Source organism: Helicobacter valdiviensis (genome assembly GCF_003245365.1).
GTDB classification, from domain to species: Bacteria; Campylobacterota; Campylobacteria; order Campylobacterales; family Helicobacteraceae; genus Helicobacter_D; species Helicobacter_D valdiviensis.
The window spans coordinates 97,878-120,427 of the sequence record NZ_NBIU01000003.1; the positions used below are offsets into that span (position 1 = coordinate 97,878).

At 32.1% G+C, this 22,550-nt stretch carries 19 protein-coding genes; 15 read left to right on the forward strand and 4 right to left on the reverse strand.

Features of this window, described 5'->3' with window-relative positions; all coding sequences use genetic code 11:
• The 15 genes from B6S12_RS02045 (at nucleotide 1) to B6S12_RS02115 (ending at nucleotide 16,593) form a co-directional block, all read left to right on the forward strand.
• Complete coding sequence (locus tag B6S12_RS02045; protein WP_111229153.1) at nucleotides 1–252, forward strand: YlxR family protein; 252 nt, start codon at nucleotides 1–3, stop codon at nucleotides 250–252.
• Nucleotides 245–2,887: a translation initiation factor IF-2 gene (gene infB / locus B6S12_RS02050; protein ID WP_111229154.1), complete on the forward strand. Its 2,643-nt coding sequence runs from the start codon at nucleotides 245–247 to the stop codon at nucleotides 2,885–2,887. Before B6S12_RS02045 ends, infB begins: the two co-directional genes overlap by 8 nt.
• On the forward strand, nucleotides 2,887–3,252 hold the full coding sequence (gene rbfA / locus B6S12_RS02055; RefSeq protein ID WP_111229155.1) for a 30S ribosome-binding factor RbfA: 366 nt from the start codon (nucleotides 2,887–2,889) through the stop codon (nucleotides 3,250–3,252). The genes infB and rbfA overlap by 1 nt, the downstream gene beginning before the upstream one ends.
• A gap of 2 nt (nucleotides 3,253–3,254) precedes the next feature.
• The gene (rimP, locus tag B6S12_RS02060; RefSeq protein ID WP_111229156.1) at nucleotides 3,255–3,686 is read left to right on the forward strand and encodes a ribosome maturation factor RimP; all 432 of its coding nucleotides are present in this window, start codon (nucleotides 3,255–3,257) and stop codon (nucleotides 3,684–3,686) included.
• The gene (ribD, locus tag B6S12_RS02065) at nucleotides 3,686–4,708 is read left to right on the forward strand and encodes a bifunctional diaminohydroxyphosphoribosylaminopyrimidine deaminase/5-amino-6-(5-phosphoribosylamino)uracil reductase RibD (protein WP_245892477.1); all 1,023 of its coding nucleotides are present in this window, start codon (nucleotides 3,686–3,688) and stop codon (nucleotides 4,706–4,708) included. The genes rimP and ribD overlap by 1 nt, the downstream gene beginning before the upstream one ends.
• 99 nt (nucleotides 4,709–4,807) lie before the next feature.
• A complete protein-coding gene (gene rplI, locus B6S12_RS02070; protein ID WP_111229158.1) occupies nucleotides 4,808–5,254 on the forward strand; it encodes a 50S ribosomal protein L9 in 447 nt (148 codons plus the stop codon).
• Entirely contained in the window at nucleotides 5,254–5,793 is a 540-nt protein-coding gene (gene hslV, locus B6S12_RS02075) for an ATP-dependent protease subunit HslV (RefSeq protein WP_111229159.1), read from the forward strand. Before rplI ends, hslV begins: the two co-directional genes overlap by 1 nt.
• Before the next feature lie 20 nt (nucleotides 5,794–5,813).
• Nucleotides 5,814–7,136: an ATP-dependent protease ATPase subunit HslU gene (gene hslU, locus B6S12_RS02080; RefSeq protein WP_111229180.1), complete on the forward strand. Its 1,323-nt coding sequence runs from the start codon at nucleotides 5,814–5,816 to the stop codon at nucleotides 7,134–7,136.
• Between the two features lie 9 nt (nucleotides 7,137–7,145).
• Nucleotides 7,146–8,030: a GTPase Era gene (era, locus tag B6S12_RS02085; RefSeq protein ID WP_111229160.1), complete on the forward strand. Its 885-nt coding sequence runs from the start codon at nucleotides 7,146–7,148 to the stop codon at nucleotides 8,028–8,030.
• Between the two features lie 16 nt (nucleotides 8,031–8,046).
• On the forward strand, nucleotides 8,047–9,015 hold the full coding sequence (locus B6S12_RS02090) for a L,D-transpeptidase family protein (protein WP_111229161.1): 969 nt from the start codon (nucleotides 8,047–8,049) through the stop codon (nucleotides 9,013–9,015).
• Nucleotides 9,016–9,177: 162 nt separating this feature from the next.
• Nucleotides 9,178–10,782, forward strand: a complete 1,605-nt coding sequence (locus B6S12_RS02095; protein ID WP_111229162.1) for a DUF4153 domain-containing protein — start codon at nucleotides 9,178–9,180, stop codon at nucleotides 10,780–10,782.
• Nucleotides 10,779–12,245, forward strand: coding sequence for a DUF3298 and DUF4163 domain-containing protein (locus B6S12_RS02100; protein ID WP_111229163.1), 1,467 nt, complete (start codon nucleotides 10,779–10,781; stop codon nucleotides 12,243–12,245). Before B6S12_RS02095 ends, B6S12_RS02100 begins: the two co-directional genes overlap by 4 nt.
• 116 nt (nucleotides 12,246–12,361) lie before the next feature.
• Entirely contained in the window at nucleotides 12,362–13,303 is a 942-nt protein-coding gene (locus tag B6S12_RS02105) for an ankyrin repeat domain-containing protein (RefSeq protein ID WP_111229164.1), read from the forward strand.
• Between the two features lie 413 nt (nucleotides 13,304–13,716).
• Nucleotides 13,717–14,964: an aromatic amino acid transporter gene (locus B6S12_RS02110; protein WP_111229165.1), complete on the forward strand. Its 1,248-nt coding sequence runs from the start codon at nucleotides 13,717–13,719 to the stop codon at nucleotides 14,962–14,964.
• Between the two features lie 6 nt (nucleotides 14,965–14,970).
• Entirely contained in the window at nucleotides 14,971–16,593 is a 1,623-nt protein-coding gene (locus B6S12_RS02115; protein WP_111229166.1) for an N-6 DNA methylase, read from the forward strand.
• Here the strand turns inward: B6S12_RS02115 and feoB are convergent.
• From feoB to B6S12_RS02135, 4 genes are all read right to left on the reverse strand, one after another.
• On the reverse strand, nucleotides 16,579–18,699 hold the full coding sequence (gene feoB, locus B6S12_RS02120; RefSeq protein ID WP_111229167.1) for a ferrous iron transport protein B: 2,121 nt from the start codon (nucleotides 18,697–18,699) through the stop codon (nucleotides 16,579–16,581). The genes B6S12_RS02115 and feoB overlap by 15 nt on opposite strands.
• Nucleotides 18,692–18,922 (reverse strand): FeoA family protein, encoded by a 231-nt coding sequence (locus B6S12_RS02125; protein ID WP_111229168.1) that lies wholly within the window; start codon nucleotides 18,920–18,922, stop codon nucleotides 18,692–18,694. The genes feoB and B6S12_RS02125 overlap by 8 nt, the downstream gene beginning before the upstream one ends.
• 120 nt (nucleotides 18,923–19,042) lie before the next feature.
• Nucleotides 19,043–20,230 carry an aspartate aminotransferase family protein gene (locus tag B6S12_RS02130; protein ID WP_111229169.1) on the reverse strand — a complete coding sequence of 396 codons (1,188 nt, stop codon included), beginning with the start codon at nucleotides 20,228–20,230 and terminating at the stop codon, nucleotides 19,043–19,045.
• A 79-nt stretch (nucleotides 20,231–20,309) separates the two neighbouring features.
• Nucleotides 20,310–21,401 (reverse strand): deoxyguanosinetriphosphate triphosphohydrolase family protein, encoded by a 1,092-nt coding sequence (locus B6S12_RS02135; protein WP_111229170.1) that lies wholly within the window; start codon nucleotides 21,399–21,401, stop codon nucleotides 20,310–20,312.
• Nucleotides 21,402–22,550 lie beyond the last annotated feature (1,149 nt).

Here is a 22,550-nt window from a genome sequence, read left to right on the forward strand (position 1 = left end):
ATGAAAACTTTAAATCCAATAAGAATGTGTGTAGTGTGTAGAGGGAGATTTGAACAAAAAGAGCTTTTGCGTTTGCAATACAAAGATTCCACATTGCAGCGTTTTAGCGGAAGTGGGAGGAGTTTTTACCTCTGTATTAGTTGTAGGTTGGAAGCTCGTGCATTAGATTGTTTGCTTAGAGTTTGTAAAAGTGATAAGAAACAAAAAGAAAATTTTAAAGAAGCTTTAAAGGAGATTTTAATATATGGATAAAGTCCGTATTAGTCAGATTGCCAAAGAGATTGGAAAAACAAGTAAAGAAATTTTACAAAAGGCGCAAGAATTAGGCTTTGAAGTAAAGGCGGCATCTAGCACTGTAAGTGCAACAGAGGCAGAAGAGCTTTATAACTATATTATTTCAGGAGTGAATCCTAAAGCAGCTCCAGAAAAGTCAGAAAAACAAGAAACAAAGAGTAAAAAAGTATCTGTTAAAAGCGAGGCTAAAAAAGAAAGCAAAGAAGCTAAAACTATCAAAGAAAAAGAAGTTAAAAAGCCAGTAGCAAGCATTTCTATAGAGCCTAAAGAAGAAACCAAAATAGAAACAAAGGAAATTAAACCTGCTCAAGAGGCAAAAGAGACAGTAAAAGAGCCTATTAAAAAAGAAGAACCTAAAGAACCAGTGCTTGAAGCAAATAAAGCAACTATTAAACGCACGGGTTTAAGAATTATTAAAAAGCGTGATGAGGCAAAGGAAGTAAAAGAAGAGCCAAAAGTTGCTCCTACACCTCCAGCACCAAAAACTTTACAAGATTTGCTTGGAAATCTTGATGAAGATCTTGTCAAAAAAGATAAAAAAAAGAAAAAAGACAAAGCCCCTTTGCAAGTTAAAAAACACAACCAACAAAAAATTGATATTTTAGATAATAGGGAATTCCAAAGCTCTCATGAAGATGAGGATGAAGAAGAGGGAGTTATTTTATTTGATTTAAGTGTGCAAGATGAACGCAATATTGAAGATGAAGAAGAAAAAAAGACTACCACAGAAAGAATAAAAATACAAAGACATAATCCATTTATGGAACAGGGTAGCACAAGAAGAGGAGGACGCAAAAAAGCTCCAAAAGTCCAAAAAGTGCAAGAAGTAGTAAGTGGGATTGTAAAAATACCAGAAGAAATTAGAGCTTATGAGTTTGCAGAAAAAGTTGGAAGAAGCACAGGAGAGGTAATTAAAGTTCTCTTTAGTCTTGGAATGATGATTACTAAAAACGACTTTTTAGAAAAAGATGCTATTGAGATTTTAGCTGAAGAATTTGGGGTGCAAGTTGAGCTTTTAAATACAGCAGATGAGCTAGATTACACACAGCTTCATGAAAAGGACGATACAGAGGAAAATTTAGTGGTTAGAGCACCTGTAGTTACAATTATGGGGCATGTAGATCATGGTAAAACTTCCCTTTTGGATTATATTAGAAATACTAAAATTGCATCAGGTGAGGCAGGAGGGATTACACAGCATATTGGTGCTTATACGATTACTAAAGGCGGTAGAGATATTACTTTTATTGATACACCAGGGCATGAAGCATTTTCGGAGATGAGAGCTAGAGGAGCACAAGTTACAGATGTGGCGATTATTGTAATTGCAGCAGATGATGGCGTAAAACCTCAAACGATTGAAGCATTAAACCATGCAAAAGCTGCCAATGCTCCTATTATCATTGCAGTCAATAAAATTGATAAACCCGATGCAAATCCTGATAAGCTAAAAGCAGAGGCTGCAGAGCTTGGCTTTACTCCATTAGAATGGGGTGGGGAATATGAATTTGTGCATATTTCAGCAAAAACAGGTGAGGGAATTGATGATTTATTAGAAACCATTCTTTTACAAGCGGAAATTTTAGAATTAAGAGCAAATCCAAATCGTCCAGCTAGAGCGGTTGTGATTGAAAGTAGTTTAGAAAAAGGTAAAGGGCCAGTTGCTACTTTAATTGTGCAAAATGGAACGCTAAAAGTGGGCGATAGCATTATTGCAGATACTGCTTATGGACGAGTAAGGGCAATTAGCGATGATCTTGGTAAAAGTATTAGTAGCATTCCTCCATCATGTGTAGGTGTTATCACGGGCTTAAATGAAGTTCCACCAGCAGGTTCTGTGCTTTTAGCAGTTGAGAATGATAATATCGCAAGAGATTATGCACAAAAAAGAGCTGCACATCTAAGACAAAAAGAGCTTTCACACTCTACTAAAGTTTCTTTAGATGAGCTTAGCACAATGGTTTCATTAGGACAACTAAAAACATTGCCAGTAATTATCAAAACTGATACACAAGGAAGTTTAGAAGCCATTAGAGGAAGCTTAGAAAAACTTCAAAATGAGGAAGTGAAAGTAAATATTATCCATAAAGGAGTAGGGGGCATTAGTGAAAGTGATGTAACACTTGCAGCAGCCTCTACAAACTGCGTAATTTTAGGCTTTAATGTGCGTCCTACAGGAAGTGTGAAGAATAAGGCAAAAGAGTTAGGAATCCAAATTAAAACTTATTCTATTATTTATTCATTATTAGATGATATTAAAGCATTACTTGGCGGGTTGCTCTCTCCAGTTATGGAAGAAGAAAACACAGGGCAAGCAGAGGTTAGAGAAACCTTTAATATTGCAAAAGTAGGAACGATTGCAGGTTGTTTTGTGAGTGATGGGACAATACAAAGAGGCATTAAAGTGCGTCTTATTAGAAATGGTGTGGTAATACATTCAGGAAATATTGCTTCTTTAAAACGCTTTAAAGATGATGTTAAAGAAGTTGCAAAAGGTTTTGAATGTGGGATTATGCTAGAAGATTATAATGATATACAAATTGGTGATGTTTTTGAAACTTATAAGGAAGTGGCAAAACAAAGGACGCTTTAATGAAAAATATTAAGCTAGAACGCACACAATCCCTCCTAAGAGAGCTTATCCCTAGTGTGTTAGCAAATCTTAATGATACACGCCTTAACTCCCTTGGAGTTGTGAGTGTAAAATGTTCTAAAGGGAAGTATTTTGCGCAAGTATTTTTAGATGCTCCTTTTGCTACCCCACAAGAAAAAAAAGAGATTTTGACACAGCTAAAAAAGGCAAAAAATCTCATCAAAGAATATTGCTTAGAAGAGAGTGGTTGGTTTAGATGTCCAGATTTTGAATTTATTATTGATGAGAGCTTGGAGCAAGAAAATAAACTTGAAGCAATTTTTGAAACCATCAAAAAGCAAAGAGAAGAAAAAGATAAGGAATAAATATGGCAATTTCACAAGAGCTAGAACAAAAAATTGAAAATTTAGTGCAAAGTTTTGGGTGTGAGCTTTATGATATTGCACTTTTAAAAGAAAATGATCATCAAATCTTACGCATATCTATTACAAAAAAACCTAATTTGAGTTTAGAAGATTGCAAAGAGGTAAGTCTTATGCTCTCGCCACTTTTAGATGTAGAAATGCCAGAGTTTGAGGAATATTTTTTAGAGGTAAGCTCTCCAGGGATTGAGAGAGTTTTAAAAAACGACAAGCATTATAAAAGTGCCATAGGAGAGCTTGTTAAAATCAAGCTTCTTTCAAAAGCAGAACATAAAGGCAAATTAGAAGAGGTTACACAAGACTCACTAATCTTAGAGGGTGGCATTACTATACCTAAGAGCGAAATTAAAAAAGCACAAACTTATTTTGTATGGTAATGGAATTTTACTTTGATTTAATATTAAAGGAGGCTTGGAAGTTTCAAGCACTCACGCTTCCAAATCCTGCAGTAGGGGCTTTGGTTTTAGATAAATATGGAAAAATTTTAAGCTTACAAGCACACAAACAAGCAGGAAAGCCCCATGCAGAAGTTTTGGCTTTGCAAGAGGCTTATTGTGAGCTTACAAGTGATAAGCGGATTTTTGAGTTAGAAGAATCTAGGGAAATCCATCAGTTTTTAAAAGAAAATGCTAAAAATATTTTTGAAGATTGCACCTTATATGTGAGTTTAGAGCCTTGTTTAAATGAGGGTAAAACGCCCTCATGTGCAAAGCTTCTAGCAGAGCTTAAAATAAAAGAAGTTTGCATAGCAACTAAAGATGTGAATGCTTTAGCAAGTGGGGGTGCAGAGTTTTTAGAAAGTTTAGGGATTAGCGTGATAAAAGCATGGGAGTTAGAAGAGCTACAAACAATCCATAAAAAAGCAGAGGAGCTTTTGTTTCCTTTTGTATGCTTACAAAATAAAGGGAGTTTTGTGCTTTTTAAATATGCAAGTAGGTTAAATGGAAGTATAGAGGGAGGGCAGATTAGCTCTCCTAAAATGCAAGAATTTATGCATAATATAAGAGCAATTTCTCAAACTCTTTTGATTTCAGGAAAAACTATTAGAGAAGATAATCCAACGCTAGATACACGCTTTGCTACTTTTAAAGACAAAAAGAATCCTAATGTTGTGATTTTAACTAAAATGCAAAATTTTCCAAAAACAGCACCTCTTTTTGATGTGCCTTTGCGAAAAATAGAGATTGTTTCTAAGATACCAAAATTGAAAGGATTTGTTTTTTGTGAGGGGGGGAGTGAGTTTTTAAAAACCTTAAAGCCTTATTGTGATTTGTTGCTACTTTTGATTTCTCCTAGATTTAGTGCGGAGTTTCAAAAAATAATGCAAATAGAAGCAAATTGCAAAATTTTACACACACAAATGGTAGGTGAGGATTTAGCACTTTGGTTGCAACTGTAGGAATTGACTTTTTGTTTATGATAAAAAGATATAATATAGCTTGCAATCGTGCTTTTAAGAGTGAATTGGATAAAATTAAAAAGTCTTAAAGGAGCAAAAATGAAAGTATTGTTATTACAAGATGTAAAAGGATTAGGCAAGAAAGGCGAAGTTTGCGAAGTAAAAGATGGTTATGGTAAAAATTTCTTAATCGCAAAAGGAATGGCTGATTTTGCCACTAATGAAGTGATTAATAAATATAAAGCAGCAAAAAAGAAAGCAGAAGAGATGGCAGCAGAGGAAAAATCTTTAATGGAGCTTACTGCTAAAAAAATTGGTGAAATTACTTTGAAAATACAACAAAAAGTAGGTGCAAATGGTTCTTTATATGGTGCAATTACAAAAGAAGAGATTGCACAGCATTTAGCCAAAGAACACCGATTGGAAATTGATAAAAAAACAATAGAATTAAAAAGCCCTATTAAATCTACAGGAATTTATGAAGTAGATGTAAAATTAGGGCATGGAATTAATGCAAAATTAAAAATTGATATTGAGGCACTTTGATGTTTGAAGCAACAACGATACTTGCCTATAAGGGCAAAGAAGGGGCAGTAATTGGCGGAGATGGGCAGGTTACTTTTGGAAATTGTGTTTTAAAGGGTAATGCAACAAAAATACGCACTCTCTATAATGGCAAAGTTTTAAGTGGATTTGCAGGAAGCACTGCAGATGCTTTTACTCTTTTTGATATGTTTGAAGGTATTTTGGAGAATAAAAAAGGAGATTTGCTAAAATCTGTTATTGAGTTTTCAAAAGAATGGAGAAAAGATAAATATTTAAGAAGATTAGAAGCTATGATGATAGTGCTAACTTGTGAGCATTTGTTTATTTTAAGCGGAACAGGTGATGTAGTAGAACCAGAAGATGGAAAAATCGCTGCAATTGGAAGTGGAGGAAATTACGCACTTTCAGCTGCTAGAGCCTTGGATAGATTTTCTAATAATCTAAGCCCAAGAGGGCTTGTAGAAGAATCGCTTAAAATTGCAGGAGAGCTTTGTATCTATACTAACCAAAATATTAAAATTTTAGAATTAGGAAAATAATCGTGGAAAATTTTGCAGCAATGAGTCCAAAAGAAATTGTAGCTTATTTAGATGAATATATTATAGGACAAAAAGAGGCTAAAAAAGTTGTAGCAATCGCACTTAGAAATCGTTATAGACGCTTGCAGTTACCTAAAGAAATTCAAGAAGAAGTGATGCCAAAAAATATTTTAATGATTGGCTCAACTGGAGTTGGAAAAACAGAAATTGCACGAAGAATGGCAAAAATGATGGGACTTCCTTTTGTTAAAGTAGAAGCAAGTAAATACACTGAAGTTGGATTTGTGGGGCGTGATGTAGAATCTATGGTAAGAGATTTAGTAATCGCCTCTATCAATCTTGTAAAAGAAGAACATAGAATTAAAAATGCGCAAAATATTGAAAAATATGTCCTAGATAAAATCGTGCAAAAGTTAATCCCACCGCTTCCACAAGGTGCAAGCGAGCAAAAACAAGAAGAATATGAAAATACTGCTTCTAAAATGCGTCAAAAAGTAGAAGAAGGGCAAATGGATCATCTAAAAATAGAAATTGAAGTTCCAAAACGCACTTTAGAAATTGATGATGGAAATATGCCAGCAGAATTTGCCAAAGTGCAAGAAACAATTGCTAGAGTATTTATTGCCACTCCAAAAGACAATGCTAAAAAAGAAGTAACCATTAAAGAAGCTAAAGAGCTTTTAAAGATTGAAGCAAGTGAAGCTTTGCTAGATTTAGAAGCTATTAAACAAGAGGGGTTAAAAAGAGCAGAAAGTAGCGGAATTATTTTTATTGATGAGATTGATAAAGTTGCAGTAAGTTCTAATTCTAGTGGGCGTCAAGATCCTAGCAAAGAGGGTGTGCAACGAGATTTATTGCCTATTGTTGAAGGAAGTGTGGTAAATACCAAATATGGAAGTATTAAAACTGATCATATTTTATTTATTGCAGCGGGTGCTTTTTCTCTTAGTAAGCCTAGTGATTTGATTGCAGAATTGCAAGGAAGATTTCCATTAAGAGTGGAGCTAGATAGTCTTGATGAAGAAGTGCTTTATAAAATTTTAACGATGACTAAAAATTCTATTTTAAGACAATATGAAGCCCTTTTAAAAGTAGAAGAAGTAACGCTAGAATTTAGCGATGAAGCCATTAGAGCTTTAGCACATTATTCTCAAATGGCAAATGAAAAAACTGAAGATATAGGTGCAAGACGCTTGCATACAGTTGTAGAGCAAGTGATTGAAGAAATTAGTTTTGAAGCAGAAAATTATAAAAATCAAACCGTTACAATCACCAAAGAGCTTGTGCAAGAAAGGCTAGAAGCAATAGTGTCTGATAGTGATGTAGCGCGTTATATTTTATAAGGGATTGTTTTGGAGACAAAATCGGGATTTGTGGCAGTTTTGGGGCGTCCTAATGCAGGTAAAAGCACATTCTTAAATGCTTTAATGGGAGAAAAGTTAGCATTAGTTTCGCATAAGGCTAATGCGACAAGAAAGCGTATGAATATGATTGTCATGTATAAGGAAGTGCAAGTTATTTTTGTAGATACTCCAGGCATACATAAGCAAGAAAAATTACTCAACCAATATATGCTAAAAGAGGCTATGCAAGCAATGCAAGATTGTGATTTAGCAATTTTTTTAGCCCCTATTAGTGATAAAGTAAGTTTTTATGAAGAGTTTTTAGAGCTTTATGGAGATAGAAAACATTTTTTGCTTCTCACAAAAACAGATAGTGTAGATAAGCAAAAATTATTTGAAAAAATCAAAGAATATGAAAAATATCAAGACAAGTATTTAGCACTTTTGCCAGTATCTTGCAAAGATAAAGGTAGTTTAGAACATGCTTTAAAGATTATTGCACAAGAAATGCCAAACCACCCTTATTATTATGATTTAGAGCTTTTAACTCCTAATAGCACCAAAGAGATTGCAAAAGAGTTCATAAGGGAATCTTGTTTTGAAAATCTAAGTGATGAGATACCCTATGAAAGTGATGTTGTTTTAAATCTCTACCAAGAAAAACCAAAGCTAGATTATATTAAAGCGACTATTATTGTGCATAAAGAGAGTCAAAAATCTGTCGTCATTGGCAAGGGTGGTGCTACGCTAAAACGCATTGGAAAAGATGCAAGAGAAAAAATAGAACAATTAGTAGGAAGAAAGGTTTTTTTAGAGCTTTTTGTTAAAGTTGTTGCAGGTTGGAGCAAAGAGAAAGAAAGTCTTAAAAAAATCGGTTATAATTTTGAAGATTAATCTTTAAGGAGTATAAATGAGAATATTTTTAATTTTACTATTAGCAGTATGTGCGAATGCAACGGACTTTGAATGGGTGAAACTCTATAGAGAAGGTGGAGTGCAAGCCATAGAGAAAAAAATTGATAAAGTGTTGCAAACTAAAGCTTTTTGGCAAGAAGCTTTAAAAGAGAAAGATACTCGCTATGGTTATTATGAGGATTTGAAATATCTTTTTGTGGCAACTAAGAACATTCCTACTTTGAGACTTTATGAATTGCAAAATAATAAATGGGAAGAGAAATTAAATACAAATGCACTTGTAGGTTCAAAGTTGGGACACAAGCAAAAAGAGGGGGATTTGGCAACTCCTATTGGTGTGTATAAACTTAATGCAAGACTTAGTAATTTAGATCAGTATTATGGTCCTTTAGCTTTTAGCACTTCTTATCCAAATCTTTTTGATAAGCTTCATAAACGCACAGGTTATGGGATATGGATTCATGGTATGCCTTTAAATGGAAATCGTGAAGAGTTAAACACAAAAGGCTGTATTGCTATTGAAAACAATCTTTTAACAATGGTGGATAAAACAATAGATTATAAAAAGTCTTTACTAATTACTTTTGAAAATAAAGTTACAGAAGCAAAAGCAGAGGATTTAGCACAACTTCTAGCAAATTTATTTGAATGGAAAGAAGCTTGGAAGCAAAATGATGTAGAAACCTATCTTGGTTTTTATAGCAGTGCGGAATTTATTAGATTTGATGGCACAAAATTTGATGATTTTTCAAAAACAAAACGCAGAATTTTTGCAAAAAATGAGCAAAAAAGCATTCTTTTTAGCAAAATAAATATTTCTCCTTATCCTAATGATGCAAATCGCAACCTTTTTAAAATTAGCTTTTATGAAGATTATAAAGCACCTACTTATAGTTTTAGTGGCGAAAAAGAATTATATGTAGAATTAAAAGATCATAAAATGCAAATCTTAGCAGAACAATAAAATTTTTTGGGAGGTAAAACTTTTGGAAAGTTTATGAACCCCCCACTTTTTTACTTTAAACAAAGCAAACTCTATTAAAATCTATGGAAGCAAAAATTTACTTTGATAAATCAAATTCATATTTGTGTTATAATTAAAAACTTAACCCAAGGAGATTGAATTTTGAAAGTTCTATTTAAAAATGCTTTTATGAAATATCCGCTAAGTTTGTTTGTCTATGCACTTTTTTGTCTTTTTTTGTTGAGTTTTGTAGATGAGAAAACATTTTTTCTTTCTAGCCGTTTTACTACAATCACTCTGGTGCATTTTTTTACTTTTATGATGGCTTTTACTCTTTTTTTAGAAACCTTTGTGTCAAAATATTACCCACAAAAGAATAAAAAAATAGAAATTTTTATAACAATATTAATAAGTATAGTTGTTTATTTTTTACTTTTTGATGGAATTTATACAGAAAAAGGTATGAATTTTAGAGAATACAAAATTGCATTATATGATAATTTTTTTATCGCTAATGGATTGATTTTTACCTTAATTTTTGCATTTTTAGCAGTAAGCATAAAAGAGTCTTATGAGATTTTTAGCACGCTTGTAATGCGTTTTTTATTTGTTTTATCTTTATATTTACTGTGTCTTATTTTGCTCGGCATTTTACTAGCAGGATCACATTTTTTGTTATCCATAGACTCATGGAGAGGGTTTAATTATTTAGCAATCATTTTTGGCTTTATTGCAGGGGTTGCATTTTTGGGAATGCAAGAGCGTATTAGCTATTCTAAAGCACTTAAAATTGTGCTTTTAATCTTTGATATTTTTGCATTTTCTTACATTATTTTACTCCTTTTGTATTTTATCGCACCTATTAGAAGTTTTGATAGCATAGTGCATATTGTGATGTGGTTTGGATTTTTTGTCTTAAATTTAGCCTTTGTAAATAGAGGAATTAGAGGGCAAAATAAAATCTTTAGTTTTTATGCGATTGTGGCTTTGCTTTTAAGTATTATCGCACTTTGGGCGATATTTTTAAGACTTAGCGAGTATTCTTTCACGCCTAGTAGAATCTTTGTGCTAACTCTTAGTTTTTATATTTTTTGTGCCTCTTTATTGTATTTTACAAAGCGTGGGTTATTTTTTAGTCTTATTTTGGCTTCCATTTTAGCACTTCTTTCTTCTAATATCTCATTGCCTCTTAGCCTTAGGGTGCAAAGCAAGATTTTTAAAGAGCTTTCTTTTAATCTATCCAATGAAGAAAATTTCATAAAAGCCTATGGAAAACTTGAAAAAGAAAGTTTTAACACAGCTCTTAGGCGTTGTGAAGATGTTGCAGATTTTCTTAATTCTTATAGGGGTATTAGAGATCGTGTGCATTGTAAAGTGGGTATAAATAAGAGTGAAACCAAAGAATTTAAAACCTATTTTAAAAGCCATTTTTTGCATAAAAGGAGCGAGATTGTGAAATTTGATGATTATGAGATGATAGATCTTGATGTTCATCAAAGACAAAGCTATGGAGCTTATACTTTTAAATTGCAAGAAAAATCGCTTTTAATGGGCTATGAAAATACACTTGTAGTTAAAATTCCGCTAAAGGATCTTTTGAGAGAGGAGACAAAGACTTATAAAACCAAAGAAATGCTAATTAGCATAAAGCCTACTTATATTAATCTAAAATACGATTATAGCGACAATATCAAAGAAATTGATGATTTTAACGCCTTTGTGTTTATAAAACATATCAATAAAGCTAAGAAAAAGGAGCAAAAATGAAAAAGTTAATTTTGGCATTTATTTTTAGCGGTTTTATTCTAGCACAAAGCAATCTTCAAAAAGAAAATTTACAAGAGCAAAGCTATTCTATATTTTTGGATTTACAAGATAGGGATATTTTGTTTGTTAAAGAAGATACAAAAATCAATGAGGAATTTATCATACGCACCAATAAAGATGGCACAGAAGCTAAAACCTATTTAGATTCTAGAGGGCTTTTATACAATTCTCGCTTTTATCAGCTAGATGGCTTTATAGAAGATGACAAAGGAGAAGCTAGGGAAGTGCGTGTATGGGCGTATTATTCCTTTAAAGATTTAGAATATTTTAACACCATTGAAAGCCTAGAGAATTTAAGAGATGAAAGCCTAAAAAGAATGAAAGTTTTAAAGCTAACTTTGCCTTTTGCTTTTGCAAATAACCAAATTAATCCAAGAAGCACACTAGATAAAAAAGCACAAATTAAAAAATTAAAAGAAATAAAGGAGCTAAAAATTAACCAAGAAGGCTCTAAAAGCTGTCAAGGCTTTGAAATAGAGGGGATTTGGCAGAGTAATGGGATGACAAAATATGGGGAGTTTTCTAATATGACTTCTTCTTTAAATGGTAAAAGATTTTATTTGTGCGAGAGAAATAGTGCATTTAGCAATATCAATTTTGCAAATTTTTCCATAGAAGAGAGGCGTTTTGGCAAATTTATAGGGAGCGACATCATAGATTTAAGTAAAAAAGAAGTGGATAAAGTTAAAAAAGAGTTTCCGCTAAAAAACAAAAGAATGCAAAAAGATGAACTTTATACTACCTCTTTTGCTTATAGTTTTACTCTGCCTTATTTAGATGATAAAAGCCAAGAAGCAAGAGAGTTTAACACTTTGTATTTTCCTTTTTTATTAGATATGGATGATAAAAGTGAGGTGTGGCATTCTTTGGATAAAGTTTTTGCCCTAGAGTTTGATAAACTAAAGAACAAAAGCTATCAGATAGAAGAATGGCAAGGCGATGAAGAGATTTATTCTTATCACTATGAGATGGATTTTAGCTCAAATTTTGATCAAGATTTAAGTATAAGCTATGTTGATGAAAATATTATTGCTTTTGATTATTTTTCTTATACATTTACAGGAGGAGCACATGGAATGCCTTTTTACAACAATAAAATTTATATTATAAAAGACAAAAAGGAGCTAGAACTAAATCCTGAAGATGTATTTAATAATGAACTTTTAGTGCTTTTAGAAGCCAAAATCAAAAAAGAAGTCAATAAAGATAAGATTTTTAAATCTAATAATCCTTTAAGCGAGTTTCCATCAGGTTTTCAAATAAGCCCAAAAGGTATAACTTTTATTTATAATGTTTATGAAATAGCACCTTATGCAAGCGGAGCTATTGAGCTAGATTTTAGCTTTAAAGAATTAAAGGAGGTGGCTAAAAAAGATAGCCCGATTTTTTATTTATTCCAATAGAATGCAAGATTTCAAAAGAGGTTAAATGCAAATTATCATAGATAGTAAAGGTTTAAGAGCAGATAAAAGCAATTTTCTTAAATTAAAACCCAAATTTACAAAGAAAGGAAAAACAAATGAAAAAACTAGAAGATATCAAAGCTATGAATTACAAACAAAAAGATGAGTTAGAAGATTTAGTTCTTGAAGCTATAGATGATAATGATTTAGCTAAGGTAAAAGAGATTTTAAAAAATTATCCTGTAAAAATATCTTGTTACGAGCTTAATATCAAAGATAAAGATGGAGACTTTCCTTTATTTGATCCTTTTAACTTAATAACAAGAGCCGCATTTGCTTGCGAAGAAAACAATAATGATTTTTCTATTTTAGATTATTTATTTGATGAGTATGGTTTAAGTTTAAAAGATCCTAAATATAATTTTGTTCTTATTGATATGAAACATATCAAAGAAGCTAATGATAAATATATTTTAATGAAAAAAGTAGAAGATGATCCTTGTATTTATCAAAACGCTTTAATTTATTATTATATACTAAGCGCTGATAATCCAAACTCTCAAATCATTAAGTATCTAGTCAATCGTGGGGCTAAATTTGAAGTGCATGATGAACATGGGGACACTCCTATGCATTTTTGGGCTAGACGAAATAATTATGAATTATTAGAACTAGCCATTAAAGGAGGAGCTAATGTAAATATGCAAACTTTTAGTAAATTAAGAAAATGCAACAACAAAACCCTTTTATTTGAAGCTGTAAAAGAAGCAGAAACTTATAGGGTTACACAGCTTTTAATCGAACTTGGAGCCAATGTAAATTTTGCTACCCCAAGCACCCCTTTAGATATTGCAAAAGGATCTAGAAATAAAAAACTTTTAAAAGATGCAGGAGCAATGACTTCAGAGCAAATCAGAAAGAAATTTAATTTACCAGCATATGATTCTTCTCATTGTGAAATTGATGGAGAAGAAGATTTTGACTTATTGGGTAAATATCATGATGAATATTCCAAACTTTTAAACGACGCTATAAAAAAGGCTAAAGAAAGTGAATGAGGGAATAGAAATTCACTTTACTGATGTCAATTTTCATATCAAAGAATTTCAAAAGGTTTATATATTAGAAAATTGTAAATGAAAGATGAAAAATTATTTAATGAAGATTTACAAATTTAGAATGCAATGAAAAAGAGTTTAAAGGTGCAACTCTTAAAAATTTCATTGATGATGTAGAATGTGAGTTAAGTGATTTAGAAATAGAGCTTTTGATAATCCTCACTTTTATGAAGATGATGAAAAAATGAGTGTAGATGAATGGGTAAGAGATCAAGTAAGCGATATTAGAGACTTTTTATATGCTTTAAAAGATTTTTAAAAGAAAATACCCAGCCAATTTTTGTAAATAGAGGTAAATTTTATAGATTTTTGTTATAATCTTGGCTTATTAAAAAGCTTAAAAGGTTTGATAGATGCTAGGATTAAATGAAAAGCCAAGTGTATTAGGTGGGACAATGATAGTAGCAGGGACAGCTATTGGTGCTGGTATGCTTGCTTTGCCTACAATTTCAGCAGGTATGTGGCTGTGGTATTCCATTGCTTTATTGTTTATAAGTTGGATGATGATGCTTTTTTCTTCACAAGCACTCTTGGAGGTAAATCTAAACTACAAGCCTGGTGCAAGTTTTCATACACTTGTGCAAGATAATTTGGGTAAATTTTGGAATCTTATCAATGGATTAAGCGTTGCGTTTGTGCTTTATATTTTGATTTATGCTTATATTAGTGGCGGAGGCTCCGTGGTTGAGCCTATTTTTAAATCTTTTTTTGGTATAGATTCTTCAAACTATACTCGGTTGCTTAGCGGTATCTTTTTTGCTCTTTTTTTAAGCGGTTGTGTTTGGTGGAGCACCTATGCAGTAGATAGAATTTCTGTAATTATGATTGGTGGAATGGTGCTTACCTTTATCTTTGCAATGAGTGGAATGCTAGGAGAAATTAAAATTGATTTTCTTTTAAATAGCACAAGCACAGAAAACAACTATACTATTTATATCTTTGCAGCACTCTCTACCTATCTAACTTCTTTTTGTTTCCATGCTTCTGTGCCTAGCCTTGTAAAATATTTTGGCAAAGATCCTATATCTATTAATAAATGCCTTTTATATGGAACATTCATTGCATTTTTTGCATATGTTGTTTGGATAATTGCAAGTGATGGAAACATTGCTAGAGAGGGTTTTAAGCAAGTTATTGCCGAGGGTGGCAATGTAGATGATTTACTAAGGGCTGCTGGAGCAGGATTAAATAGTAGCCTACTTATAAAAGCTTTAGAGATTTTTTCTTTTTTAGCAGTAGCCACTTCTTTTTTGGGTGCTGGATTAGGATTGTTTGATTATATGGCAGATTTGTGTGGTTTTGATGATAGCAGACTAGGAAGAACCAAAACCTTACTTGTTACTTTTTTACCCCCTTTGATTTTTGCTAGTATCTATCCTGATGGATTTTTATATGCTATTGGTTGGGCTGGGCTTGCTGCTACTATTTGGTCTGTTATTATCCCTGCACTTTTATTAAAAGCTTCAAGGGAAAAAGGCTCTCCAAATACTTATAGGGTAAAAGGGGGAATGCTTACTATTTATATGCTTTTAATCTTTGGTGTGATTGTTGCTGTGTGCCATATCTTGCTTGTTTTTGAAAAGCTACCCATGTATCAATAGGTTTCTATGAAAAATCTTCTAAGTCTTTTTAATTATATCCATCGTTTTTATGGAGATAGTTTAGAGAGTTTGCAAGTTTTATTGCAACTTGTTTTGCTAAAAGAACAAAGCGAAATTTTAGTAGATTTTCTTAAGAGGAAAGATAAATATTTTCCACAAAATGCTTATGAGTTTTTGAAAAATAATGGCATACAACCTTTAGAATTTACACAAAAGCTAAACCACAAAAAAATTGCTAGAGAAGTTTTGCAAGCTTCCACAGAACTTGCTTCTTTAGAAGAGTTTATCCAAACGCTTTGCGTGCAAAAAAGTATTTTAAAGCTTTATGATTATGCTACTCCTTTGGAGATCAATGAACTTGTTTTTGGGCTTATGGAATTAAAAAAGGAAGAGAGCATTTATAGTCCTTGTTGTGGTTTGGGAAGCTTTTTTTTATTTATTAATCAAAAAAAGGCTTTTAAAAATTTTTATGGCAGTGAAATCCACCCAAAACTCATACAAATTGCAAAAATAATTGCCTCTGTTTTGAAAGTTGAGCCTACAAATTTAAGCAATAGCGATTTTTTACAGATGACAAATCTACAAAGTTTTGATAAAATTTTTTGCTATCCTCCAAGTTTGCAAAATCTTCTTGTTAAAAAATACCAAAATAATCCTCTTTTGGAAAAATACAATATTAGTCAAAAAAGCACATTAGAAGCTTTGTTTGTTGCTAGTTGTGTGGAGATTTTTAAACAAAAATGTGTATTTGTTATCTCTTCTAAACTTTTGTATAAACCTATAGGATTTGAGCTTAAAAACTTTCTTTTTAAAAATCATTTGTTAGAAGCAATTATTACCATTCCTAAAAATCTTTTTTTTCGCCAGCAAGAGGATTTTTCTTTGCTTATCATCTCGCATAATAACTCTAAAGTATTTTTTATAGATGCGAGTGATTTTTATATCAAAGAGGGGAAATATAATCGTTTAGTGAGGATAGATGAGATTTTAGATATTTATTCTTCTAAGCAAAATTCTTCTTTTTCAAAATTATTAGATTACACACAAATAGAGCTGGATAACCTTCTCCCAAGTAATTTTATAAATTCTAAACAAAAAGCGAAAATTTTGCTTAAAAATTATCTTGAAAGTTCTTTTAGGGGACATCGTATTAGTGGGGATTTGGAGCTTATTAACTGCTATGATTTTGGAATAAGAGAGTTTCAAAACTATGGCTATACAAATTCTTTTGGAAAGAGCACACTAAAGCCCAATTCTAAAAAAATTGATGAACTTTGCCTAAAGCCCAATGATATTTTACTTCCCCTTAGGGGTGTGTATCCAAAAATTGCCATTATTGGTAAGGAGGCTAGTGGTAAAAAAATCATTCCTAATGCGGGCATTTTGGTTCTTAGACCAAAAAGCCAAAAAATTGCTAGGGCACTTTATGTGTATTTTAACTCTAAAATTGGACTAAACAAGCTAGAAGAGCTTTACAAACAAGAGAATATGAAGCAAAAAGATATATTAGAAATTTGTCTAGAAGAAGATTTTTTAGAAAAGGAAAAGATTTTTGATGAAATTGCTAAAAGAGGGGAGGTTATCAAAAAAGAGGAGGAAAAAATCAAGCTCCTCTTAGGCTATCAATAGCTTTGTGATTGTATAACCTATCCAAGCCACAATATAGGCAGTTGTGGTGGTAAGCAAAAATAGATAAAGAATATAGCGATAGCCTCCTGCTTCTTTTCCAAATACAATCGTTGCAGCAAGGCATGGGTTATAAATCATTACAAACAATATAAAGCTTATTCCTACACTAAGAGGAATGCTTGCTCTAATTTTTTCCATAAGATTTTCATTGTTCTCATCTACTTCCCCACCTAAAGAATAAAGAACCCCCATAGTAGAGATACTTACTTCCTTTGCAGCAAGTCCGCTTACAAGAGATACCCCAAGCTTCCAATCAAATCCAAGAGGTGCAAAAAATGGCTCTATGGCTTTACCAATTTGTCCCATATAGCTATTTTCTATCATTCTCTCTTGCATTTCAAATCCTAAAATTTCTTTTTGCTCTTCTTCTTGAACTTGTTCTATTTTTAACGCATAAGATTCTTCAAGCTCTGTTTGTTTTGGGAAAGTTGTTGCAAACCATACAAGCACAGAAGCTGCTAAAATAAAACTCCCTGCCTTTTTTAAATACATTTTAGCCTTATTATAAACACTAAACCATACAAGACGCCAATTTGGGATTCTATATTTTGGCATTTCCATAACAAAAGGCTCATCATCTCCCTTAAAAGCTGTTAAACGCAAGATTTTTGCCATAATTAAACCAATAAAAGCACCTAGAATATAAATACCAAAAAGCCAATTTCCTGCTTGCTCTTTTGGAAAAAAAGCACCAATAAAAAGCACATAAACAGGAAGTCTTGCACCACAACTCATAAAATTTACAATAAATAGCGTAAGCAGTCTATCTTTTTTGTTTTTAAGTGTTCTTGTCGCCATAAATGCAGGAACAGAACAACCAAAACCGCTTACAAGTGGAATGAAACTTTTTCCATGTAGGCCAAATTTATGGAAAAATCCATCTAGCAAGAAAGCTACCCTAGCCATATATCCAGTAGTTTCTAAAAGAGAAATTCCAAAAAACAAAATAATAATATTGGGCAAGAATAAAATGACAGCACCAACACCTGCTAAAATCCCATCTGCTATCAAAGAACCTAGAAGCTCACTAGAAAGATTAGCCTTAATACTCTCTCCTAATGAAACAAAAGAACCTTCTATAAAATCCATAGGAATTTGTCCTAGCGTAAATGTTGCTTGGAAAAGTAGCCACATAAAGAATAAAAAAATAGGTATCCCAATATATTTGTTAATAAGGATATTATCTACAAGCTGTGTATAATTACGCTTTGCTCTTGCTCCATAAGTTACACTTTCGCGGATAATACCATTTACAAAGGCTTGTAAATCTTGCATAAAAATTTCATTGCTAGATTTTGTATTATATGCAATATAAAGATTTTCTTGAGATTTTTGCACTTTTTGTGAAAGCTCCATAAAAATAGATTTATTGTGTAAAAAATCATAAATATAATCATCGCCCCTAAGTAATGCAATAGCTATTTCTCTATAGCTTTGAGGAAATTTTTCTAAATGTGTGTCCTTTTTTTCTTCTAAAAATTTTTCAATTTTTTGTATTTCTGTTTCTATGCTATCGCTATATATTCTTTTGTTTTTCTCGCAAGAATTTTCATAAGTGCTAACAATGAGATTAAATAAATGGTTTAAGTTTTCTTTGGTATTAGCAGACACGCAAACACAAGGAATTCCTAATAAATCTCCCATTTTTTTAGAGTTAATCTCAATGCCCTCATTTTTGGCTTCATCGCTCATATTTAGTGCTAAAATTATTTTTTGTTTTGTGTCTAAAAGTTGGGTGGTTAGCAATAAATTTCTTTCTAAATTTGTAGAATCTGCTACATTGACAATCAAGTCATAATCGTTTTTTTCTAAAAATTCTCTTGTGATTTTCTCTTCATGAGAATAACCATAAATAGAGTAGGTTCCAGGCAAATCAATAATACAAATCTCATAATCTTTAAAATTCGTCCAAGCTTGTGATTTTTGGATAGTAACCCCTGCAAAATTACCTACTTTAAGTTGGGTGTTACACATCGCATTAATCAGTAAGGTTTTTCCTACATTAGGTTGCCCTACAAGCACTACTTTAATTGTTTTATTAGCCATTAATTTCCTCCACTTGGATGCTTTTTGCTTCTTCTTTGCGTAAAATTACACAAGAGCGATCAAGCTCTACCACAATAGTAGAGCCTCCCAAGGAAGTTTTTATTTTTTTGATAATTTTGCTTTTGGCAAAGCCAAGACTAAGCAATCTATCTAATAGTTGTTTTTCTACATTTAAACCTAAAATTACAGCACTATGGCCATTTTCAAGGGAGCTTATTGTCATAGGAATTCCTTAAAAATAAATCTTTTAAGGTAATTGTAGTATGGCTTAGTTTATATTATCTTTAAAACTAATTCTCATTTTCTTTTTTGTAAGAACTGCTTTTAGAAATGTAGCAAAAAGCTACATTTCTAAAAGTGCTTTTTTTAATCTTTGAAAGCCCTCATCCATTTCTTCTTGTGTGATGGTTAAAGGGGGCAAAAATCGTGCTGTATTTTTACCACTTTTTAAGACTAGCACACGATTTTTATGGGAAAGCTCTAAAAATTTATTCAAGCTTTCAAGATCTTTTACTCTAAGCCCTCTCATAAGTCCAAGCCCAATTTCTTCTGTAAAAATTTCTCCAAACTCTTTTTTTAGTTCTTGTAATTTTTGGCTAAAATAAGCTATTTTGCTTTGCAAAGCACCACTTTGCTTTTCTTCTTCTAAAATACTTAAAACCTCTAATCCTGCTCTAGTGGAGAGAAAATTGCCTCCAAATGTGCTTCCATGATCGCTTGGTGCAAAAATATCTTTTAGTCTTGTTAGCACTGCTCCTATTGGAACTCCTCCTGCTAAACCTTTTGCAGTGGTAATTACATCTGGAGTTATTCCATAAACTTGTGAGGCAAAAAGCTCTCCACTGCGATAAATTCCTGTTTGCACTTCATCAATCATTAAAAGAATATCTTTTTCTTTTAAAAAATTAGCAAGTTCTTGTATTTCTTCTTTGGGGAAGGGGGTAATGCCTCCTTCTCCCTGCACGAGTTCTAATAGCACAGCACAAGTAATATTGCTCACTTTATTTTTTACATCTTGTAAATCCTTTGCATATACAAAGCCATCTGGAAAAGGTCCAAAGAAATTGTGCATTTTGCTTTGTGCGGTTGCCTTTAATGTGCTAATGGTGCGTCCATGAAAGGAAGATTCTAAAGTGATGATTTGGTAGCGTTTGATTTCTCCATTAACTTCTCCATATTTTCTTGCAATTTTTAGTGCGCCCTCATTTGCTTCTGCACCTGAATTTGCAAAAAATACTCGCATATCATATCCGCTAAGTTCTACAAGCTTTTTGGCAAGTTTTGCTTGGTGTTCTATTAAATAGAGATTAGAAGTGTGGATAAGTTTATTTGCTTGATCGCAAATCGCATTTGCAAGTCTTTTGTTGCCATGTCCTACACTGCATACTGCAATCCCAGAAGCAAAATCAATATAATCTTCCCCTTTTTCATCATAAAGTTTTGCATTTTCGCCTTTTATGAAATGTGTATAATTGCGTGCATAAGTATGCAAAACATAATCTTTATCCATTTGTTCTAAATTTTCTTGCATTCTATCCTCTTTTGTAAAAATTTTGGCGATGATTTTACATCTATTTTGCTTAACTAAAAGCCTAAATATAATTTGTTCTTTAAAAACCTAGTTCTTTATAAAGTGCTATTGCATATCTATCGCTCATAGAGGCAATATAGTCTGCACAAACTCTATGTAATTTTTCTCCTTCTTGCACTCTTTGCCTTAAAGTTTGTGGCAATAAATTTAAATCATCATTCAAACATTCATAAAGCTTTCTTACACAGCGTTTTCCCATAAACATTTTTCTAGTGATTTCTTCATGGCGGTAGAGTTTATTAAAAAGTATCTTTTTTAAAAATCTAATATCCTTTTCTATTTCTCTTGTGCGTTTTATAGGCAATGCTTCTTTTGCCTCATACACAAAACAAGCGGGGCTTTCATAATCAAATTTAGGATTATTATCCAAAATATCATAAACTAGCAAAGAAATTAACCTTGAAATAAAGCGATGGCGGAAGATTTTGTCTTCTTTTTCTATTTTTTCTATGGTTATCACATATTCTATGCAATCTTTTACAATTTTGCTTTCATATAAATCTTCAAAGCTAATCAAACCATATTTAATTCCATCATCAATATCATGGCTAATATAGGCTATTTCATCAGATAAATCCACAACCATAGCTTCTAGGCTTGGATGAAAATCTATTTTGAAAGTTTCTTGCAATTTTGTGCTTAAGAATTTTTTAGAATAAGGATAAGAATGTTTTAAAATCCCTTCTAGTGTAGCAAAAGCGAGATTTAAGCCACCATATTCTTTATATCTTTTCTCTAAACTTGCAACCACTCTAAAAGACTGAAAATTATGTTCAAATCCACAGTGATAGCCATAGCTTTTCATTACTCTATCAAGCTCATCTCCCCCCACATGCCCAAAAGGAGTGTGTCCTAAATCGTGTGCTAGAGCGATGGCTTCTGCTAGGCTTTCATTTAATCCTAAATTTCTAGCAAGTGCCCTTGCTATTTGGCTCACCTCTAATGAATGCGTAAGGCGTGTCCTAAAGTTATCTCCGCTTGAGTTTAAAAATACTTGTGTTTTGTATTCAAGTCTCCTAAAATAAGAGCTATGGATTATCCTATCTCTATCTCTGCTAAAAGGATCTCTAAAATCCTCAACAGAAGGGTAAAATCTATCTGTGGGTTGCATGTTTCCTCCTTTTTACATCTTTAGAAGATTTTAGCTAAACATTGTTTAGTTTGGCTTTATTTAGATGGGATTTCTCTATAATTTGCTTTTATTGAAGATGGATACTATGCAAGAGGTTTGCTAAACCTTATGGTAGCAATAAATATAAGAGTATCACCACAAGAGCATAGCTTGTGGCAATCCAAAAGTATAAAGGTATCCCCATAAGCAGTGAAACGACTTGCATGGCAGTCCAATGGGTTTGCTTAAGCTTCTTGATTGTTTTTTAGATTGCTTTGTTGCTGAAGCTCCTCGCAATGACAGATAAATACCTATAATGATATTCTAACTTTATCATTCCAAGAGCATAATTCAGAAAGTTTAACAAGTATAAGAATATCACTACGAACGAAGCGAAGCACAGTGTGGCAGTCTAAAAAAATACTTTAAATTAAAGTTGTTGGTTATTCTTTTAGATTGCCACGAGTTCTACGAACTCTTACAATGACAATTTTGTTTGTTAGATTAATAGTCTATTTAGTGTTTAGCTTTCTTGTAGATTGCTTGTTGTTTTATTTCTTGTAATGATATAGGAGATAATAATTTACTTCAACCTTTTATCAATGCTTTGCAATGATAAGAGATTATCAATGAAATTGTTAAAATTTTATAAGTTAAAAGGTTAAAAGAATTAAATAAATTTTAGAAGTTATGACTAAAATAAAAGACTTGAAAGCTTTTAAGAGTTTAGTTGTTTTAAAACAAAGTTATAAAGATAGGTTAATAAATTCTAATAGTTATGGTTAAATAAGAGCTTAAAAGGTTTTTTAAGAGGTTAGCAACCTTTATTAGTTGTGCCTCTTGAAATCTTATAAATCTATATGTTAGATGTTTTGAAGACAAATTAAGAGTTTAAGAGAGTTTAATAGATTAGTAGATTAGTAGATTAGTAGTTTAGTATAAGTATTAATAGATTGATGTCTTTTTATTCTTATTGTTTATTGTGTAGTTATTTTATAGAGTATATGAACTTATTTAAAGAAGAAGTTCTTAAAACTTCTTCTTTCTTACATCTTCTAAAATATCATTAGCGATATTATTAACACTTTGGGTAATGGCATTAGTATCATTAGCTACTGCTACATTATCATGGGTTACTGCTTCAAGTTG